This window comes from Paraperibacillus marinus (assembly GCF_046237605.1).
In the GTDB taxonomy this organism is placed as follows: Bacteria; Bacillota; Bacilli; order Bacillales; family DSM-1321; genus Paraperibacillus; species Paraperibacillus marinus.
Window position 1 is genome coordinate 2,448,892 of sequence record NZ_CP143542.1, and the last position, 20,359, is coordinate 2,469,250.

Sequence of the window (20,359 nt, forward strand, 5' to 3'; positions counted from 1 at the left end):
AGAAGTCTATACTCTTTTAGTGAATTCGTTATATAAATTGATTGGAATTTCATGTTCTAATTGAAACTGAACTGTAATTGGTTTTTCACCAGCATACTCGATGGTATTTCCATTACCAATATAAATATACGGCTCAATTTTCCCATCAATTTTTTTATATTTCCTTACAAACAGGTGGAGATGAATTCCTCTATCTTTGTTAAAGATAATATTTTTGCCTCTATCTGTTTGTTGAGAGACGGCATTTGGAGTTTGCCATTGAAAAATGCTTTGGCTTTTGAATTCGTCATGGTAGTTTATGCTTTCTTTGATGTCTGCTTCTTTATGAAGATCAATGTATAAGAAAAAATCGTTACCATGAGTGATTAGGCCGGAACCTCTAAAAGCACTGTGCATTTTGCGATAGTTAGAAAGAAGGGCTGCGTCTACCATTAGATATTGTTCATACAGCTTTAAGTGTGGGACACCATAATACTCCTGTTTAAATTCTTTTTCATACCTAAACATCGCGTAATTTACAAGATCCTCAAAATATACTCTGAAACGCTCTTCCTCCAAAACCTCAGTAAATGTCCTGGTTTTTGTTAATTGCTCTCCTTTTAGCTCAAACAGTTTTAGTCTGCTTTTTAATTGTCCTGAATCATAGTAGTTTTTGTTCAAACAATCCAAACATGATGTACACTGTCAGCATCAAAATATTTTATCACTTTAAGCACCTCGTAGATGGCATTGTCGAGGAAGAAATATTTATCATTCAGTAGGTATTTAATGATGTCAAATTCATAGACTCTTTTTAATGGAAGCTTGCTCGATAATTCCTTTAGAGCCCTTAAATTTTTATAAAGATAAGGTCAATTTGAACAAATAATTGTCTCAAATTGAACTACTCCTCTGGCCAAATTAAACAGATTGTTTTTCAACGATTTTTATATAATTTGTAAAATGTCTTTCAACTTGCTTCTGTTAGCCAGCAAAGAAGTCATTAATAGAATGTCCGAAATCATAACGTATTCCCTGCAGCGTCTGCAGGGTTCGTAAGCTAATGTAGTTAAGAAATAAAAAAGTAAAAGTAACAATATAGGTTTTTAGATTATAGATAGATGCAGCATAATAATTCCCTCTGGAAAAAAGAACTAATTCTAAAGGAAGTACTTATAAAAGCGTATAACGCCATTACCCAACCTAATATAGTAAACAGAATTAACCCAAGGGAAAAAGGACTTAATGATAATCTACTAATAAGAGGGATACCCTCACCTGTTCCTGTATTAAATTTTGCAGTGACACGTGGACATTGGATGAATTGGTTGATCCAAAAGATCCCATCCATAAAATACCGGGGGAAAGCAAGCTAATAAAAATAAGATATCTGTAAATGTCCATTTTGTCTTCAGTTTTATTATCCACACCAAAAGGAAATTAATCAGAAATGGAAGACTGACTATAATGATTTCCTGAGCCTTCTGAGTAAATCTTCTTTCAAGAATTTCAAAAAATTTATTAACACTATATACAAAACAAAGTACGATTATTATAAAAAGATATTAGCAATTTTCTTGATTACAAAATAGGAAAGAATAGTATCCCCTCCAGTTCCTAATATCTAGTGATTTGTTAGCTTTCAAAGTTATAATATTTTTTACTGTTTGTACCAAATGATGAACTCTATTCCCTATTATCTAATTATTTTCAAATTTCCAATACGTTTATATCCATTTATTTAAATATTGAACATGAAGAAGGTACAAAAAAAGCCTGATTCCTCTGAAGTAAAGGTATTCAGGCCGTTTAAAAAGTATGTCTACAATCTATTTTTTAAACACATGCTTTGTTGTTGGGTTACAAATGAATCTCTTTCTTCTGTAACTCTATTAAAGCTCCCTCAGCTGCTGGTTCAAAGAGGCCAATCCCTCTTCAATCTCACTCAGCTGTCTTTCCAGGGGAGAAATATTGCCATCCACGGATTCAAGCTTTTCCAGGTCGTTCTGAAGGAGGATATAGTCTGATTTCAGGTCTTGGATTTTGTATTCGATTTCTGATTTGGTCATGTGGGATGCCTCTTTTTCTTGTATTCGTTTTCCTGATTATATCAAAATTCCTGCCGACTCTTATATATAAAAGATAGATTTCCTTTCTATAAGGAAATTTCAATAACCATGTTCCAGCAGGTTTTTTTATCCCTACTAAATCAATTCTTTCCTCTCACTATTATTGTTTAATCCTATTATTTAACAGTAAGCAAGTTAAACTCCCTCAGAAAACAAAATAGTTCTTCAGCACTTTGGAATTTAAAAGAATACCCATAAGGAATAGGAGTTTCCCCCGTATTGATTCTCTTAGGAAATCTCTTCAACGCTGTGCTGTGGGTTAACCCCTTGGCTGCATTATTCAGCAGGAAAAAGTTCTCTACGGTGACGGGGTTTAACGCCACTGTAATTTCTTTATTAGTTAATAAATAGACTAATTCTTCTGTATGTACATGTTCAAATTCAACTGCTTTGCTTGTTTCTTGTTTGACTATAAAACTATTATTTGTAAAGACTTTCATTAACTCTTCCAAAAAAACATCTCCTATTATGTAGTGTCACAGTATTCTCCCTGGAGTTATGCTTCCTCCTCAAGCGTATTTGCCCAAGCAAAAACACCTCCGATTTTAGCACTTATAGTAAGTGTACCATTTCGAAGGTGTTTTAAAATGTCTATTTATTATTCTTTCCCTCTCACCTTTATCGCATCAATGGTTTCAAGGATGGATGCAGTGTCGAAAGGACAGCATTTGACAGCTTGGTCAACGGAGTTTCCCCATAGGCAGTGAAGGAAACGAGTTTAGCTCCTTTTTCTTTTGCCTTTTTTACGGATTGAAGCAGATCTTTTGTCTGGCCTGAACGTGAGAAGGCGAGGATTTAATCCCTTTCCTGAAGCAGCGTGCTTCTTAAGATCGTGAGATGAGGATCAATGATCTCTTCTGAGATGAACCCCATCCTGCTCATCCGATAGTTTAGATCCTGTGCTACAAGCCCTGAGCTCCAGATGCCATAGATGAAAATCCTTTTGGCTTCATTAATCAAGTCTAAAACATCGTTGAATGACTTTGGCTCGGTGAGTTGCTGGACATTACCGAGCATTTCACGGTAAGAGGAGAACAGCTTCTATTCGATGTCCTCTTCTTCCCGGGATGTTTCCATTCCGCCTGCCAGCCGGATCTTCGATTCAACAAAAATTATTTATGGAAGTTTAAGCGTCCCACCAAGCAAAAAAAGAGAGTAACAGATTCAGATTGTTACTCTCTTTTTTCTCTAGTTTAGCTTAATCCTATCATCCATTTACTTCACTTGTTATTTTTTCTTTCCATCCCTCAGCTTCTGCTTTATTTACTAAAACAAGTAATTGTTGAGAGTGAATGGGATTAGGAATCCTTAATGGTAATTTACATGCTATTTTTAGAGAGTCAACTTCTGATGGTGTAGCTATTCTTTTAATAGCAACAAATTGCTGTAAGCTATTCCAATATTTCGCACCCTTGTTTATAACTTCTGTCTGGGCTTCTATCCCACTGAGCATTTTTTGATCGTTTCGAGCTTGTTTAAGATTATCCTTTACTTCTCCAACATCAATTAAAACTTTTTCTATGTTTTTGTCTAACTTAATATTTAATCCCTTTATCTGATTCCAACAAGCTTCTTGTTTACACCATTGAGTTACATTTATTGTGCCACGAGATGGATCTGTAATAGAACTTAAAACTTCTTTAGTTATAATTTTCAGTTGATTCGTAACTGATTCTGGAACTTGTTGTTTGTTCCATATACTTTGTAAATCTAATGTGTGTTTGGGATACTGACTTTTTATTAATTTTGCTAATAAAGCAATAGAGTAAGTTACAATATTAGCCCGATATCCCTGTTCATACCATGGCTGCTGTGTAACAAGTTGTTCAGTGTGCTTAAACAATATGTACAAAGCCACTGATTCTTGGAAATACCGCTCATTAAAATTCTCCTCAGATACCGACCAGTTTTCGTCTACCCACTGAGCAAATTCTATAAAGTTTCTTTGAGCTCCCTTACTTACAAGATGAGGAAGCCCACGCCAGGAATTACGTGCCTTTGCAAAATCAGTCTTAGATAATAATTGATTCTTAGGGTTTTGTATTAAGAATCTATTCTTTTCAGATTTCGACATTTTCATTTGCGATTGTAAATATTGTCCCCTAGCTCTTTCATAAAACCAATGGGTATCATGCTGAGCTCCCCCAACAGCCGGTGCAAATAACCTTCGTGAAATTTGTTCCATCCTGATATGAAAAGGGTGTGTCGAAAAGAAGTCAGCGTCACTAACTTTATTTTGACTGTTAGATGAACGAGATATTTTTTGAAGCAAGTCCTGTGTTTCATTTTGATCCACATTTATCTCTGTCAATTTCATTTGCAAAGTAATATTGCTTAAGTCGGCTTTATCTCTATGTCTTGCATTAGAAAGTGAAGCTGTAGTCTGACCACCGTTAATTATTTGAAAATCTTTTACTTTTGTTATAAATTTCCCTTCAGGTTTTTCCGCTATTTCTACTTTAGAAGCAGTTGCAGAAACTCCATTATTAAATGCAAAAAACATTTTTGGTTCAGTTAATATTGTCTGCCTAATTTTTTTATTTACAGCTACTTTGGTACTCAAAAAAGAACGAACATTACCTTCTAATAACTGTGCTCCGTATAAATCATATACATCAGCTAGTATTTCACCAGGAATAACACCTAAGTAACAACGATATTCATTAGTTTCAAACTTGTTCGTTTCTAAGCAAGGTATACCATTGGTAGAATGTTCAGTAAAGTCTATTTCTATACTTTCTCTTCCGGATTGGGCTAAAAACACTCTGTATAGACGTTCTACATCCCATATTTGGCACTCAATCGGTTTCTCCTCAATTTTTTTTATAGCAAAATTATCTATACGACCGCTCATGAATCTATCGGTAAAAAGCAATATACGATACTTTCGTATCCTTTGATTTTGATTGATTAACAAATCTGTTAAATCAGCTGCTGCTGTACTAATCTCTAATTTACTTCTTAAATTGTTATGGAAAGTCTCATCAATAAAACGGATTGGCCACTCAAACATCTGCTCTGCTTCTGTACGAGTTAACGTTTTTTCTTCTTCATTTCCATTATAGTCAGTAATAATTAGATTTAAGGTATAATCAAATTCATCCAGTGCGTATCCATCAATACGCAACTTACGGTTCCTGCGTCCAGTTCCAAGATAAAATGCATGTTCAAAGTCTGGTAGTACTTCTGTAGAAATTAAGTTATCAGCTATTATGCTAGCGAAAGCAGCACTCGAACCCTCACCGTATACTGCAGCTGTCGATCGTACATCTTCTAATAATCCTTTTCTAAATTCCCTTACTTCCATAATAATCCTCCCAGTTCCAGTTTATGAAACCTTCCACGGTTCTATAGCTTGTATACTTAGTTGATACTTTACTGCAACTACTTGGACAGCTACATTATCCTTTACTAACCTAGGGAATTGCTCATCGACTCGGAACTTTTTAAAGCCATCAAAGCGATAATAATGCTTCTCATACTCAGGCAAATCTATATAGCCAAAACTAATTAGTTTTTCATTTAATAATGCCAGAGCAGAAATACTCCTTTTCATACTTTCCCTTAGTTCGTTTACTTTTCCATTTAAAGTAAATCCTACAGGATCATGAACTACAGTTTTATCCAGATAAAACAATATTAATTCACCTGGGGAATTTATATCAAGTTGTTCTAGAGAAGAAATTGTAACTGTCTTAGCACCTATACTTACTGTCTTTACCTCGTGCCATCCATAAGAATACAAAAAATCCTGATCTGCACCTTCAATTCCTTGCCAGCCGCTAACAGCTTCTAATGCTGGCATACCATTTAAAATTACTTGGTGTAAAAAAAGAATTTCTCCCAGTAATCCCTTTTGCATTGCGACACTAAGGAGACCTGAAGGCTGGACCTCCATTAATTTAGCCCATTGACTATAACGGTTTAGAACATACTCGAGCCCATACATGTTATTCCTCTGATTTCTTGAAGATTCTATTAGGTCTAAACATAGACGAATATAGACATCTTCCTGTTCGACTCTTATCAGACGAAAAGAGATAGCCCATGTACTATCCGAACGTTTCCCTTTAGAAACTATTATCGATTTTGATGAAAAAAAATTGGTAACCGGTTCATAATTAGTAATAAGTAATAGAGATTTTTGATTCATATTTTCGTAGCCAATATTCCACTCTAGAGGATGTGCTGCATCAATTCTCATATAACCATTAGTATATATATTGAGGGTATTCCATTTTTCTAAAAGAGATTCATTAGTATGCATCATCATCATCCTCTTCATCATCTGGATCCATCCAGTTACGAAGTTCTATTTGGTTAACAACATAATTAGCTGTTTGGACCTCTCCATCACCGGGTAAACCAATACCAAGTGCAAATAGGACGTCAGGAATTTTTGGATTATGGTTTTCTCCCTGTTGACTTTCAATTATATGCATCATTAATATAGGTTGTCGGTTTATTGTTAAATAGGCACTATCAGGAATATTATTTTTTCCAGGATTAGCTTTTTTAAATGCTTTTTCAGCTAATTTGATTTCCTCTTTTTTTAACCCGGCTTTAGTGGATCCACCGGAGCCAACTCGAACCTTTGTACCTGACACTTTAATCATTCCATCAGATTCTGTAATAATCCTTTTCTCCATATTAACAGTAATAATTCCATTTTTCCCTTCAATATCGTAAGCTTTGCCTAAGCCATTAGGTATGAAAACATCCCATTTAGAGAATTGTCCATTTTTGTCAATAAATTCAGCAAGAGCTCTACTCTGAAAAGCTAAATGCCATGGATGTGTATCAAAACTAAGCAATAAATCTACAATTAGGTTTTTATTAATACCTGACCACATTTGACCATTTTGCTCTATTTCTTTTTTGACACCTGCTGAATCCAGATTAGCAATAAACTTCTTGAAAGCACGTTCATTTGATTCCAACACATCCGGTTTAGACTTTAGGCGAGGTGTCTCAAGCAATTTTCCTGTCACCTGAATAGGTCTGCTGACACGAGTGCCAGACCGCATTTTATTCCGGGCAGTAACAATAAGGGAACTTGGATCCTGCCTTACCTTTAATCCGAAATCTCTAGGCGTTAACTTTAATCGATTCATTTTACTTATTTCTCTTTTTAGTTCATTTGAAGCTTCTGTAATAAATCCATACCAATCAATTGCATCCTTTGCCATCCAAATTTTGAATAGATCATCGTAATTTGGACGATAACCAAACCATCTACCCATTTGTAATAATGTATCGTACATTTGGGAATTGCGGTAGAAATAGCTTACACATAATCCTTCTAGGGTAAGACCTCTGGAAAGACTTATTCCTCCTATAGCTATCACACGAAAGCCTTTTTCTTTATGCGCGTAATAATCTAGACTGGCTGCTCCTGTTTTTTGATTGACTGCTCGTGCTTCAATAGGAGCTATAGCTTTATATAAATATTTTTGCTGTAACCTGATCCAGGTGATGCCTGTTTTGCTTGTTAACTCATGCTTATCCCAAACCTGCTTTAAAAACCTTAAGGATCTAATTTCCATTGCTTTCTCCACGCTCAACGCACAATAATTTCTAGCATCTGACTGTACTTGGTTAAGCCATGTTATAATTTGATTTTTTATTTCTACCTGTACGTCTGTAAAGCGACTAACATTAATTAACATAGAACGATGATCAGTTACATCGCCCCGAGAATCTCTTATAGCATTTACTAGCAGAAAATAACCTAAAGATTCATATAAATTTTCTGGTAAATCATCTACCACAAGATCTTTCTTGTGCTTAAATGGAAAGAAACTATCAATTTCCTCTGAATCAATTTCTACTAAGCAATCTTTATATTTTGGCGGATCTCCAAATATACCATCTGCACCAATATAATTAGTAGGAGGAGATAAAACATAAATAAAATCTCTTGGAAATAAGTCATCCCCAACCATATCATTATCAGTTTCTGGATTTATAAATATATTAGCGAACGGCGTTGCAGTAATACCAACATACGATGCTCGATAAAATTTACTCAATATTGAGCGAATACCTGCATTAATTGCGGTTGGGTCCTGATCCTCTTTTTTAGTATTCACTGACGCATTATCTGCTTCATCATCAATTAATAATAGAGGCAAATCAATCATACCGTTATTATCTGCATTGTTAGAAATAAGCCAGTTTTCTAAGTTTCTTAGAACGGATTTGTTTTTCTTTACCACAAATAAAGCAGGTTCCGTTATGTTTCTTAATGTTAAGTCATTGCTATTTAAAACTGTGGAACTAAAATCTGAAATTACACTTGTAAAGGCTGAAATCCTCTTAGTAGCGTCTATTTTTCCTACTCCGTCAAATATATTCCTTACTTCTTGGTTTCCTTTAAGCCTTAATAAATTTTTGCTTAGCCTTCCAGCGAATTCTTTATCTAAGCGTTCTTGAGTCTGCATTCGTAAATTTTCCATCATACCCGCTAGAACAATTATTACTTTATATCCTGTATCCGCAGCTTTATTACAGATAGCAGTATAATTCGCTGTTTTTCCGGACTGAACGTCACCCAACACCAGTCCCCTGCGCTGCCATGGATTATTATTTTGTGGATCCCCAAGCAAATCCATAATTTCAGTTGACACTTGGTCTAGATTGGAGGTAACACGGGTATTCCAACCTTTTACATCCTCTAAAAATCGCCTATAACGATTCCAATAATAAAAATCGAGTTCAGCTCTTCTGCTCGGAAGCCATGATTGGTGGTCACTATTTTCATCATAAACATACACTCCGACATCCATTGTAATCATTAAAGCAGCCTTTAAATTCTTTTTAACTTGACTGAACTCTTCATCAGAAATCGGCATTGCCATACGAAGCAAATTAGCTTCGTTTAAAAACTCTTCTTCACTTGGAGGATTTAAAGGAAATTTAGTATTCAACGCCACCGTGATGAAACGTTCTAGCAAAATTGCATTTTGACTTAACATTAAAAAGCCTCCTAATTAATCTGTGTAAACAATTCCGGGTGTTGATCAAATGGCTCCGTAACAGATAACCTTCTTAACATTTCATCCTTCTCATCTTCACTCTTACACCCCGAAATTAATTGTCTTAGTAACCCCATAAGCTCTAATTTTGAAATTTCATTCTCGTTAACTATTTGTTCATCACTTGTCAAATCTACATATAATTGATTCAAAGGTAAACTTTGCTCAATTGATTTTAGTAAATTTTCAACCAATCTTATTTCTGAAAAATTCGTGGTACTCAGGGCCTTAAGAAGAGGGTGATCACGATTTATTTCATATACAATACCTCCTTGTCTAGTACGAAGACGTTTCCAAATATGTACTCTTAAGTCATCGGTCTCTTTTTTCCCTCTATATGTCCATGTTCGTTTACTATTTTGTCCTAACTTTTCTATAATTGATGCTACATTTCTTTTTACAATTTCAGGTGGTACTGCCATGGACTTTTTTATATCAAGAGTCCATAGTGGATCTAAAGAGTTAGGAATATCTATTTGAACTCTAGCTAATTTGGTAAGATCCCCTTGGCGCATCATCCTAAACCAGGTCCCCCACACAAGAAGTCTTTTATTCCGATAAACATAGAATCCTTGTTGTTTTCTAATACCCTCTTTTCCACCTAGTTGATTTATCTCATCTAGGTTTAACTGAGACAGATGGGGTAATATAAAAGGCCGAACTAATATTTTTTGACCATCAATATTTATTATTTCATCATCCATCATTCTTGTACTTTTTTCTGTTAAAAAAGGGTCAATAGCTTTCACTGAACTACCATTTATATTCATCTCGACGCTTGATAATCCAGGCTCCCCTTTAATATACCTATGGAAAACTAGAGATAAGTGTTCACGGACTTTATCCATATATCTTCCCATACTTGTATCAAAATTTATTTCGCCCATTTTCATTCGATCCAGTTCCTGCCATATAACTAAAGTGCCAGAATTATACTCACAAAGTTGATGAAATTCAGGTAAATTATTTAAATCTTTTTCTTTTAATAGTTTTAGCGACCATTTGCCAGTCTTAGTGACATAATCTAAATCCCATTGAGCTCCTATTATTTGATTTTCTTTCTTAGTTATTACAGTTAGTTTTCTACATTGAGACATAGATGCTGTTTTCAACCCTAAACCAAATCGTCCTAAATCATTAGATTCTCTTTCTTTTAACGGATTACTACTTCCATAGCGCATTGCCTCTATTAATACACTCTTTGTCATTCCAATTCCATTATCTAATATTGAAATATAAGGATTATTTATTGGAAAAAAATTTATATCTACCCTACTTGCTTTTGCCGCAACACTATTATCGATTATATCGGCAATCGCAGTTTCAATTGAATAACCAATAGCACGGGTAGCTTCCATCAATACTGGTGCATACGGCGGGATGTTTATATCCATAACTGATCTCCTTTGACCTTGCATAAATTATTTCAAAAATTAATAAATTGCACTTTCATTTACGGTTAACTGAATCAATTTTTTCAAGATTCAGTTATATTTTTTCACTAATATATTTATCGGTAATTACTTAGCAAACTTCTACTCAATAAAAGAACAATTCCATAGATAAAGTATTAGAAGCTTTAAATCTATTTTTCTTTATATTCTATACTAAACAACCAATATTTACAGTATTTGTAACGACAGTTCCTAAATTATGTTTTATTCAGTATTTTTAAACAAAAAAACCATCATAAAAATCCATTGTTTCACAAAGTGATTTTTATAATGATTTATTTTAATATTTACACTTTTATAATTACTTCACTATAGAAAAGATCTTTTAATTTCTGTTCAGGTCTACTTCCTAAATTTTCCAGCAAACTTTCAGCTACGGCCCTGGCCAGGAGCGGAGGAACTGCGTTGCCAATTTGCTGATACTGGGAATCCTTTGGGCCGAAGAATTTATAAGAGTCCTGAAAAGATTGGAGTCTTGCTGCTTCTCTAATACTAATAGCTCTATCTTTTATTGGATGAATCCACATAGATTTTCGCACATTTAATACAGTTCCTGAGGGCTCCTCGTAAGAAAGCCGCTTGTATACTGTATTCTGGGTCCTAGAATGGTCAGCATAACTATCTTTAAGACTTTCATCCAAGTTATGAAAATTTTGTCCTTCTTTTAGAGCTTTAAATCTTTTTAATGCAAGCTCTCTCGTTTCTGTTCTAACATGATTATATAGTTTATTATTCTTATTGTTATTTAAATATTCATTTAATCTGCTTTGTTTTAGTGGGCGAGTTAATCCTCTGTCCATCTCATCATCTTCGACATGTGTGCTGGGTTGCAGTTCTTCTATATCCTTTATTGCTTCTTTTATTTTTATATACTTATCTTGTGACAAAATTGGGCTGGGAGAGTAGACCTTTTCAGCTTTTAAGTATTCTTTATGAACACCAATTAGAATTAATCTCTTTCTCTCCTGCGGAACACCAAATTGCGCAGCATTAAAGATTTGATTATCATCATTAAATTCATAATTTAAATCCTTTAATTTTCTCTTGATATAAGAAAAAACATTAAATGATTTAAGACTTACAGACAGACCCTCTTCACTAGATATTAAACTATATAGTTTAACATTATATTTAATAATCTCATTTATTTTTGAGATTATTTTTTGCACAGTCAATATCTCTTCTAATAGATAATTAATCTCTACTATCTGATCTTTTCCATCATTAAAAGCTAACTTAAATAACGATAATAATTCTTTCCATTTATATTCATACTCTGGATTCCAATATGCCAAATGAGCTTTAATCCAATTATCTTGATTAAACAAGTTACTAAAAAAGTTGATGTTATTTTGTTTTCTTATAAATTCAGTATATTGTTTTTTATCTTCTTTTTTCCCATGGCGTAATAGGGCATTTAACTTAGTGAATAAATCATCTCCTAGAAGATAAGAGCTTAAATCTAATTGCTTATCAACTGCCTCTTCTAGAAAAGTTCTTAAAACATTTGAAAAGGAAGTATTAGCACCTATAACAATTTTTTCTTCTTTAGGCTCGATTCCCAGTGTGGCTAATTCCTCTTCATCTTGGAAGCTTAAATAAAATTTGTGTTTATCAGAATCCATAGTTCTTACATTTTCCATTACAAAAGCTTTTGGCCTGATTTCTTCAATTGCCCTCAAATATTCTTTAACTAATTGGTTATTAGATGATATAAGTGAATTTTTTTGTCTATTAGCATTAGAAAATCCTTGACATGGCGGACCGCCAATTATTACATCAATTTCTTCAAAGAGATCCTTTAATTTACCATTATCATCTTTATATTGAATAGCTGCTACATCTTCAAAATATGTAATATTACTATTCTTATGATTCTCTTGAAACGTTGCACGAGCATATTTATTTATTTCAACTACGATAGTGGATTCAAATTTTCCGGTCTGTTCAAAACCATTGCTTAATCCGCCTGCTCCAGCAAAAAGATCCATTACCTTAAATTTTTCTGTCATAATCCTCACCTCTATAGGAAATTATAAAAAAGCCTTCCCAAAGAAAGGATCTTTCTATATTATCTTAATACAAAACATACGTTCTCACAAATCTAATAGGTTTATAAACATACATATTGAATCATATAATTTTAATCGCTTTTACTCAAGAGTTTGATAAAAAAAGTGTTATTTTTATGAATAAGGGTACAATTTCTTATAAAGTACTCCCAGGATGTGATCTATTGTCTGACAATCTTACTAAAGAACAGCGCACAAAAAACATGAAAGCAATCAAATCACAGTCCAATTTAGAGAACAGAGTAACTAAGGCACTTTGGAAAAGAGACATCAGGTTAAGGAAAAATTCCAAAATGTTTGGCCGTCCTGATATCTCAATTAAAAAGTACAAAATTGTTATTTTCATCGATTCCTGCTTCTGGCATAGCTGCCCTCTCCATGGTAATATGCCTAAATCAAATCAGGAATATTGGATAAAGAAGCTGCAGCGTAACAAGGATAGAGATCAGGAAGTAAACGGTTATTACCATGAAAGAGGCTGGAACATTCTGCGTATATGGGAGCATGAGTTTAAGCAGGATTTTAACGCTGCGATAGATGCAATAGAAACTTTTATTATTCAATATAAGAAACAGAAATAAAAATCCTGGTCCTGTTCAGTACAAACAGGACCCAGGATTTTTTTAATTGGCTGTTACCCTAAGTTCTTTAGTCCACATTTCTTTAAATTGGACCCAGCATGCTTCCTGTTTTGCCCATTGCGTTACGTTCCGGTCTCCGGCTGATTCCTTTAAATAGAACAAAGTCTTGTCCGCAATAATTCTAATCACTTCATCCCACTTATCTGAAAGACCCTGATGCTCCCACACTTCAACCAGGTCAATTTGGCCGGCATGCAGATGATGCAGCATAGCCGTTGTATAGTAGATAACATTAGCCTTATAGCCTTTTAGCTTCATTTCATCTACTATTTCTGTAACTCTCTTGTTAATTATGGTCCTTGCGATCAATTTCTGATATACAGATAGAGTCATTTTGGTCTGCTGGTTGTCTGATTTCCAGAATTCTTTGTTAGCATCCATGAACTTTGTAAAAGCTTCTTCGCCGCCCTTACTAGATACATGCGGGTAACCTTCCCAAGACATAAAGTATTTAGCAACTTCTACTTTCGTAAGGACTTTGTCCTTAGGATAGAGCTTCTTGAAATCACTTTGTTCTTTGCCGCGCTTCCTTCGGTTAGTATCAACCATATATTGTCCTCTTGCCCGTTCAAAGTACCATTTGTTTTCTGGTTTCCGGCCGTCAAGTGCTGGTATCCAGATGTTGCGGGAAAACTTCTCCAGGTCCGCCATAAATCTCGAGTTGGCAAGCAGATCGGACTTATTAATCTTGTTTTGTGTATTGGCATATTCAGAAATTCTTGAAACCATTTGGTCTTCAAGGTAATGATGATCTGAACCTATATCACTAGATTTAAGGAGAGTCAGTTTAGCTTGAACATAAACATCCTTCAAATCTATTCCATCCTTATATGCTTGGTGAATGGAGGCTGTTGTCTGCCCGCCATTCACTATCTGCCAGCCTCCCAATCCTTTGAATTTAAAAACACCTGACCCATTCACCGCTTCAAATTCTCCGGATTTTGCCACAGTTGAGATTCCGTTATTATAAGCCACAAACATCTTTCTCTGAAGCGGATCCTTCAATGTATTACGGATTCCTTTATTTGTGGCGCCTCTAGCCTGCAGGAAAGAACGGACGTTACGCTCAACTAGTTTGGGACCCCAGATATCATAAGCTTTAGCTAGCAGCTCGGCTGAGATATAGCCTACATAGCAGTCAAATTGCTTTGTTCCCCCCTGAATCGGATCAGGCACTAACATCATTTCAAAGGTTTCACCGAGTTCTTTTTCAAAATCAATATAATCATTCTGCATACCCTGCTCAATTGTAAGAAGCTGCTGTACCCGATCAATATCCCACACCTGAACATTTACAGTATCAATACCTGGGATTGTGATGTTCACTGGCTTGTTAGTGAGATAAAATCTATTAGTAATTACATAGATATTTACTTCTTCTAAGGAGGCAAATTGATCTGCGATCAGTTTAGCTAAGTCATATGACTGCAGAGATTCATCAATAGATGAAACCAATGTTTTAGCGTTGGTTATGAACCGTTTTGCTTTACTGCCGATTTCCGCTGCTTCCGTCATATTTATTGTAAGAAGGTCATCTTCATTTTGATCGAAACTATAGTCAGAAACGAATATATCCAGTATTGAACTATCTTCATCGTATGAGTAGGCATTAACCGCAATGTTTCTGCCTGTATCAGTATATGGGGGAAGGAGTATTTCGGGCTCGTCCTGTCTGTCCATAAAAGTTATCATTTTTTCAAGAAACGGTACCTGATAGCTGCCTGTTCTGGCTGCTTTATCTTCTATATCTTCCATAAATTCTTTAAGAAATTCACTTCGTTGTCTATTTTCGATCATAACTACCCTTCCAGTCTAAAAAATTGGTACAATTCTTCTGTTTCACGTTCAAATTCAGTGCAGTGGGACAAGTCTATGCTATAGCTGACGTGAGAAATACCTTTAGGCAGATCTTCCTTTAAGATACGGGGAAATCCTTCACCTGCTTCATAGGTTTCTATTTTTTCAACAAAGAAGTACACCTCTGAGTATTCATCATCTCTAAAACCGATATCCGTCAGCATATCATTAAAAATGAGCGCTATCCGGTCGGATCGGGAAGCTATTTTATCTCGAACCTGTACAGCGAGACTTTGAAGTGACATCCCATGTGTTCTGCTCTGTTCCAGAAAGCAGACATACACATAAACTTTGTTGACTGCCTCTGTCAGTTTGAGCTGGTCTTCATTTGATATTTTGATAGACTTCGTCAGCTTTTCACTGACAGTCTTAATTTCAACCCCGCATCTTGTACCTTTAAAATCAATTCGTCCCTTCGTTGGTCCCTCCCACTGTTCAATAATCAGCGGGGGCTGGCCCGGGAACTTATCCAGCCATTCATTAATAAACCAAAGTTCCCCGAAAAGTCCTCTCTGCTGCTCTTCACTAAGGCGCTGGAAACCGCCCCTTTGAAAAAAGGTCCTCCATCTGTCCAGCACTTTGTAGACAATTGAAAAAAGCTTGTTATCTTCAATTTCACCTGCAAGGTGTTCTGCTAGATTCTGAAGCACAACCTCAAATATATCTGGCGCATGTTCGTCCTCTTGTTTTAAGACAAGGAAGTAATGATCTTTTAGCAGAAAGAGATTCTCATGAAAATCTATACTTATAGACAGCCCCCTCCACTTAGGCAGCGCCTTTAGCAGCTGTTCTTCCCAGGGTTCCATGCCCAAATCAATATACAGCTGTCTGTTTAAATTTCCTGCATCTATGCCAGCAAGCAGAATAGGAGCTGATGCCGCAACTACTTTAATCTTATAAATATCGCCGCCATCCTGATCAGCAAGCTCCTTAATCATCTCATCAAATTCCGCTTTTAAATTTACCATTGTTGCTCTCTCCCAACGAATTTACAGTCTTGTTAGTTTGATAAACTGCTTTTTCATCGATATCAGTGGCAGGGAAAGAAATGGCAATCCCAACCGGTACAAGTTTGTTTGAAAAACCGATTCCAGTGCTTTGGAACACCTTAACATTAGGATTTAGAGGATAAAATAATAGAAGTCCGTTTTCCTTGGATCGGATTCTTCTTTTTTCAACACGATCCTTGATTCCTTTGATCTCTTTCTGATCAAGATCAATATACTCTTGATTAGGGGCAACGAGGGCCTTTAAGTCAATCGCGTTTTCGGAATTAATGAGCGGAGAAACCCTTACTCCCCGGACAACGGTGTTCTGAAGTTCTAAATGACCGATGCTGGCAGGAAAGGCTGCAATGCCGGAACTATCGTCTGCATCACCGTCAACAACAGCAATAGTCCACTTTATCAGCTCGCCATTTTCATTCACCAGGTCTATATAATCAGCTATATAATCAGCCCTCACCTTGTCTGCATTTTTGGATGTTCGGTAATCTCTAAGGAATTCTTTTACATCCAATGGAGCGACATCAGATGCCACAAAGTAATTGGTTTTCCCTGAACCTAATTTGGTTTTAGTGAAGGACAGTTTTTCAACAAGGTTTGACGCCGCTCTCATATTATTGCTGAAGAATTCTTCTTCTGCATCAAAAAGCCTTGTCTGCTGCAGGGTGCCATCATACATAATATTAGTAATCTGGGCATTCTTCATCTTTAAAGGACTCGTCAGCGTCATAGAAGGATGACTCAGCATCTTAACAGCATATTGGGATGGAGTCCTGCCTTGTTGAGCAAGCCGGTCAAATTCCTGGCGCAGTTCAATCATTGCAATTGCCAGGTGTTCAAAGTGAGAAGCGATTTCTTCTGAAGTATATATCCGGCAAAGGTCCATATAGCCCTTTCTATATCCGAACCAGCGGCCCATCTGCATCAGCGTATCGTACATAAGAGTATTTCTGAAATAATAGGTAATACTTAATCCTTCAAGCGTCAGGCCGCGGGATAGTTTGTCTCCTCCTACAGCAATAACATTAAGTCCGTCTTCTTTATACTGATGATAATCGAGGGCATCTTTGCTGTTTCCGTTAATCTCAAATACCTGAATACTTTCCACTGCTTCTTTAATTTCCGAATATACCTCTGCCCATGTAAATTCAGGAAGCTTGTCTTCCCATGCTTTGCTGGTTACAAGGAAATCTTCTTCATAAAGAGCTTTTAATTCCGCATTAACCTTGCTTTCTGCATTATAAAGGAGCTGTTTTGATATGGAATCAAAGGCATTTTCGACTTCATCCTTAATTGTAGACTGCACATCCTTTAATCTGGAAGTATGAATTAACATCGAATTGTGCTTCTTGCGCTGTCCTCTTAAATTTCTAATTGCGATTGTGAGGATGAATCCAAGAATAGCTTCCCTCATCTGTGGAGGCACTTCCTCAAATTTATCAGCATCCGTTTTCTTCTTTAACTGACTAAATACTTCTATCTCTTCAGATGTCAAGTGGCGTATCAGACTTGGCCGTCTGTAATCAGGATCTTCATCAACATTAAAATACTCCTCTGGGCCACAGTACTCCTCAGGTTTAGGAAGACCGACCAGGAAGTCTTTAGGATAGAGATCACTTCCCTCATCCTCCGTCTTTGCATCCTTACTTATAAGAAGGTTCGCAAAGGGTGTAGCGGTGTAGCCTACATATGCTTTTCGATTAAAAACTTCAATGATCTGCCGGATTAATCTATTAATAGTTCTAGGATCTTCATCTTTATCTGGATTGGAAGTATCAACCGAAGCCTGGTCAGCCTCATCATCAATGATTAATACAGGAACATCCAGGTCGTCGTATAATTTTTGAAGATATAAAAGCTTTTCAAGCAAAGATTCAAGAACCGTCTTGTTTTTTTTCACAACCATAAGAGTCTTTGAATTTATATTGCTCACATCGTGCATGCCTGACCGGGATATATCCCTATCATTAGTTGTCCATGAAGATATAATTTGTTCTGCTGTATTTTTATAAATCCTCGCAACTCCTGTTGGATTTCCGTCTTTATCCACAGTGCTTCCTACAACTTCTTCATTCAGCCTTATTTGTGTCTGCGCTCTAAGGTCGTTATGGATTCCCGATAACACGATAATTAACTTGTAGCCTACATCATAAGCCTTATTTATAAGACCCGTAAAATTCGCAGTTTTCCCGGATTGTACATAGCCCAAAACCAGGCCCCGCTTGTCAAACGGGGACAGCGAATTAGGGTTTCCCAGGGCATTCATAATTTGATTGGTGGTTGTATCAATTGCGTCTACTGCCTCAACTGGCCAGTTTTTAATCCTTGATAGATATTCCCGGTATCTTGGCCAAAAAAATGCATGAGAAGTCATTTTTGGTTCATACCAAGGTTTTTCCGGGTTTTCCTTCATCACATGAATTTTCGTGAGATTAATGCCTATCTTATAGTTCATAAACATCTCAAGAGACCATTGTGAAAACTGTATTTCTTCAATTTTTCCATACTTGCCTTCAGTCAGCATTCTCGCGAGCATTAAAGCTTGTTCAGCCGCGTCCTGCTGGCTTTCATAATGACCATTAAGATTATAATAATTAGTGCTGAATGTCTGTTCAAACAAAATCTTAGCCGGATCACTGCTCAATTAATTCTGCCTCCATAAGAATCATTTTTAAGGTTGCTCTATTCAAACCGTCAAAAGCTGGCTGGGTAATCAGCATATTAACAATCTGCTCATCGTTTTCAGCAATTTTTAATTTTTGCATGGTACCAGCAAATTGAATGACCAGTTCTTTATCCGTATCGCTTATTTCCTGGATTTCTTCCTCAGGAACTTTTGGAGAATCGATAATATTGCTCGGAGATCCCAGCTGAACAAATTTGAGATAAAGATTCAGCAGCCGTCCATTTTCATCATCTAAATTTTTATACAGCTCTGCTAATAGCGGATGATTTCGGTTCAAAACAAACTGCGGTCCGTCATCTCGGCCGGATTGCTCCCAGGTATTCAAGCTGCCTTTAAATTTATTCCCAGGTGTAACAGTGCCTGTACGGAAATAGAAGATATCTCTTGAGATTTTCCGTGCAATTTCCGAGATGGTTTTAAGACGTTTCTTTGCTTCTTCCGGCAGGCTTATCCTCGATTTCTTGATATCTACCTGCCAATCGTCATCGGCACCATTAGGAAGATCGATTCTAATTCTAGCAAGCTGGGATGAAGCATCTTTTTGAAACAGTCCCATCCAATCTCCGAAGTATAACAGCCTGTTTTCTCTGTATACATATAACCCTTGGTGGTCACGCCACCCTCTGTACCCTCCGGCTTTTTTATACTCTGGTTCTGCTAGGTTAGACGCATGCGGCAAAATGAAATATTGAACTTTGATCCGGTGCTCATTAATCCGTATCTGCTGCATTTCACCTTCAATGGTAGATTCATGGTATCGCATATAAGGATCCCATGGTGATATGGCTTTCCCGTTAATAAACATTTTTATTGGTTCTTTTTCCAAGATCGAATGAAAAACAAATTCTAGATGTTTATTAACTTTCGCTACTTTATTATAAAAGGCAGTTTCTTTAAGCTTATTTCTTAATCCCGTTCCCATAAATCTGTCGAGTTTGTCAATACATACTATTGTACCGCTCTCTCCTGCAATCTCGCCCATCTTCTTCCTAACTTCCAATGGAATAACGGTAAACAATTCCCATTCATTACATTCGGAAACATGATCTAAATCCCAGCACCGCTCGTAATAATGGCCGTCCTGCTTTGTAAGCACACTGAGTCTTCTGCCTAAGGAAAAGGACGCCGTTTTTAAACCCATGCCAAAACGGCCTAATTCTTTTGCTGCTCTTTTTGCTCTAGGATCTTTTGATCCTATGTTCATTGCTGTCTGAAGGGACTTTTCATCCATGCCAAAACCATTGTCTAGGATTAAAATGCTGCCATCGGTCTCCTCATAATTAAACTGGACATCTACTCGTGAAGCTCCAGCGTCCAGACAGTTATCTACTAAATCCGCAATTGCTGTGCTTGGATTGTAGCCAAGTGACCGCAAAGCCTGGATGACGGGTGCTGCAGAAGGCTGTGTAATTACTACATCCATTTGTTCATGCTCCGTTTCTATAAATATTTGTAATAATTATACCAAATGAATAGATTCCTTTGAGTAAAATCACCGAA

15 protein-coding genes are annotated in these 20,359 nt (G+C 36.2%); 1 reads left to right on the plus strand and 14 read right to left on the minus strand.

Going from position 1 to position 20,359, the window contains the following annotated elements; genetic code table 11:
• Positions 1 to 6: 6 nt before the first annotated feature.
• The 10 genes from V1498_RS12455 to V1498_RS12500 form a co-directional block, all read right to left on the minus strand.
• A complete protein-coding gene (locus V1498_RS12455) occupies positions 7 to 660 on the minus strand; it encodes a DUF3427 domain-containing protein (RefSeq protein WP_409294045.1) in 654 nt (217 codons plus the stop codon).
• A 1,211-nt stretch (positions 661 to 1,871) separates the two neighbouring features.
• Positions 1,872 to 2,048 carry an SE1832 family protein gene (locus V1498_RS12460; RefSeq protein ID WP_409294046.1) on the minus strand — a complete coding sequence of 59 codons (177 nt, stop codon included), beginning with the start codon at positions 2,046 to 2,048 and terminating at the stop codon, positions 1,872 to 1,874.
• Between the two features lie 176 nt (positions 2,049 to 2,224).
• A complete protein-coding gene (locus V1498_RS12465; RefSeq protein WP_409294047.1) occupies positions 2,225 to 2,560 on the minus strand; it encodes a hypothetical protein in 336 nt (111 codons plus the stop codon).
• A gap of 166 nt (positions 2,561 to 2,726) precedes the next feature.
• Positions 2,727 to 2,903: an SIS domain-containing protein gene (locus V1498_RS12470; protein WP_409299270.1), complete on the minus strand. Its 177-nt coding sequence runs from the start codon at positions 2,901 to 2,903 to the stop codon at positions 2,727 to 2,729.
• On the minus strand, positions 2,904 to 3,068 hold the full coding sequence (locus tag V1498_RS12475) for a hypothetical protein (RefSeq protein WP_409294048.1): 165 nt from the start codon (positions 3,066 to 3,068) through the stop codon (positions 2,904 to 2,906). It abuts the gene before it with no gap.
• A gap of 247 nt (positions 3,069 to 3,315) precedes the next feature.
• On the minus strand, positions 3,316 to 5,415 hold the full coding sequence (locus V1498_RS12480) for an AIPR family protein (protein ID WP_409294049.1): 2,100 nt from the start codon (positions 5,413 to 5,415) through the stop codon (positions 3,316 to 3,318).
• A gap of 21 nt (positions 5,416 to 5,436) precedes the next feature.
• A complete protein-coding gene (locus tag V1498_RS12485) occupies positions 5,437 to 6,396 on the minus strand; it encodes a PD-(D/E)XK motif protein (protein WP_409294050.1) in 960 nt (319 codons plus the stop codon).
• Positions 6,365 to 9,085, minus strand: a complete 2,721-nt coding sequence (locus V1498_RS12490) for a Z1 domain-containing protein (protein ID WP_409294051.1) — start codon at positions 9,083 to 9,085, stop codon at positions 6,365 to 6,367. Before V1498_RS12490 ends, V1498_RS12485 begins: the two co-directional genes overlap by 32 nt.
• 11 nt (positions 9,086 to 9,096) lie before the next feature.
• Positions 9,097 to 10,539, minus strand: a complete 1,443-nt coding sequence (locus V1498_RS12495; protein WP_409294052.1) for an ATP-binding protein — start codon at positions 10,537 to 10,539, stop codon at positions 9,097 to 9,099.
• Positions 10,540 to 10,886: 347 nt separating this feature from the next.
• A complete protein-coding gene (locus V1498_RS12500) occupies positions 10,887 to 12,611 on the minus strand; it encodes a DNA cytosine methyltransferase (RefSeq protein WP_409294053.1) in 1,725 nt (574 codons plus the stop codon).
• 176 nt (positions 12,612 to 12,787) lie between these two features.
• Here V1498_RS12500 and V1498_RS12505 point away from each other — a divergent pair, with 176 nt between their 5' ends.
• Positions 12,788 to 13,252 carry a very short patch repair endonuclease gene (locus V1498_RS12505; protein ID WP_409294054.1) on the plus strand — a complete coding sequence of 155 codons (465 nt, stop codon included), beginning with the start codon at positions 12,788 to 12,790 and terminating at the stop codon, positions 13,250 to 13,252.
• A 42-nt stretch (positions 13,253 to 13,294) separates the two neighbouring features.
• Here V1498_RS12505 and V1498_RS12510 read toward each other — a convergent pair whose 3' ends face one another.
• Genes V1498_RS12510 through V1498_RS12525 form a run of 4 tightly spaced genes read right to left on the minus strand, consistent with a single transcriptional unit; the run spans position 13,295 to position 20,282 of the window.
• Positions 13,295 to 15,109, minus strand: a complete 1,815-nt coding sequence (locus tag V1498_RS12510; protein ID WP_409294055.1) for an AIPR family protein — start codon at positions 15,107 to 15,109, stop codon at positions 13,295 to 13,297.
• A gap of 2 nt (positions 15,110 to 15,111) precedes the next feature.
• On the minus strand, positions 15,112 to 16,137 hold the full coding sequence (locus V1498_RS12515) for a PD-(D/E)XK motif protein (RefSeq protein ID WP_409294056.1): 1,026 nt from the start codon (positions 16,135 to 16,137) through the stop codon (positions 15,112 to 15,114).
• Positions 16,112 to 18,817: a Z1 domain-containing protein gene (locus V1498_RS12520; protein WP_409294057.1), complete on the minus strand. Its 2,706-nt coding sequence runs from the start codon at positions 18,815 to 18,817 to the stop codon at positions 16,112 to 16,114. Before V1498_RS12520 ends, V1498_RS12515 begins: the two co-directional genes overlap by 26 nt.
• Positions 18,807 to 20,282 (minus strand): ATP-binding protein, encoded by a 1,476-nt coding sequence (locus V1498_RS12525; RefSeq protein ID WP_409294058.1) that lies wholly within the window; start codon positions 20,280 to 20,282, stop codon positions 18,807 to 18,809. Before V1498_RS12525 ends, V1498_RS12520 begins: the two co-directional genes overlap by 11 nt.
• Positions 20,283 to 20,359: the final 77 nt, after the last annotated feature.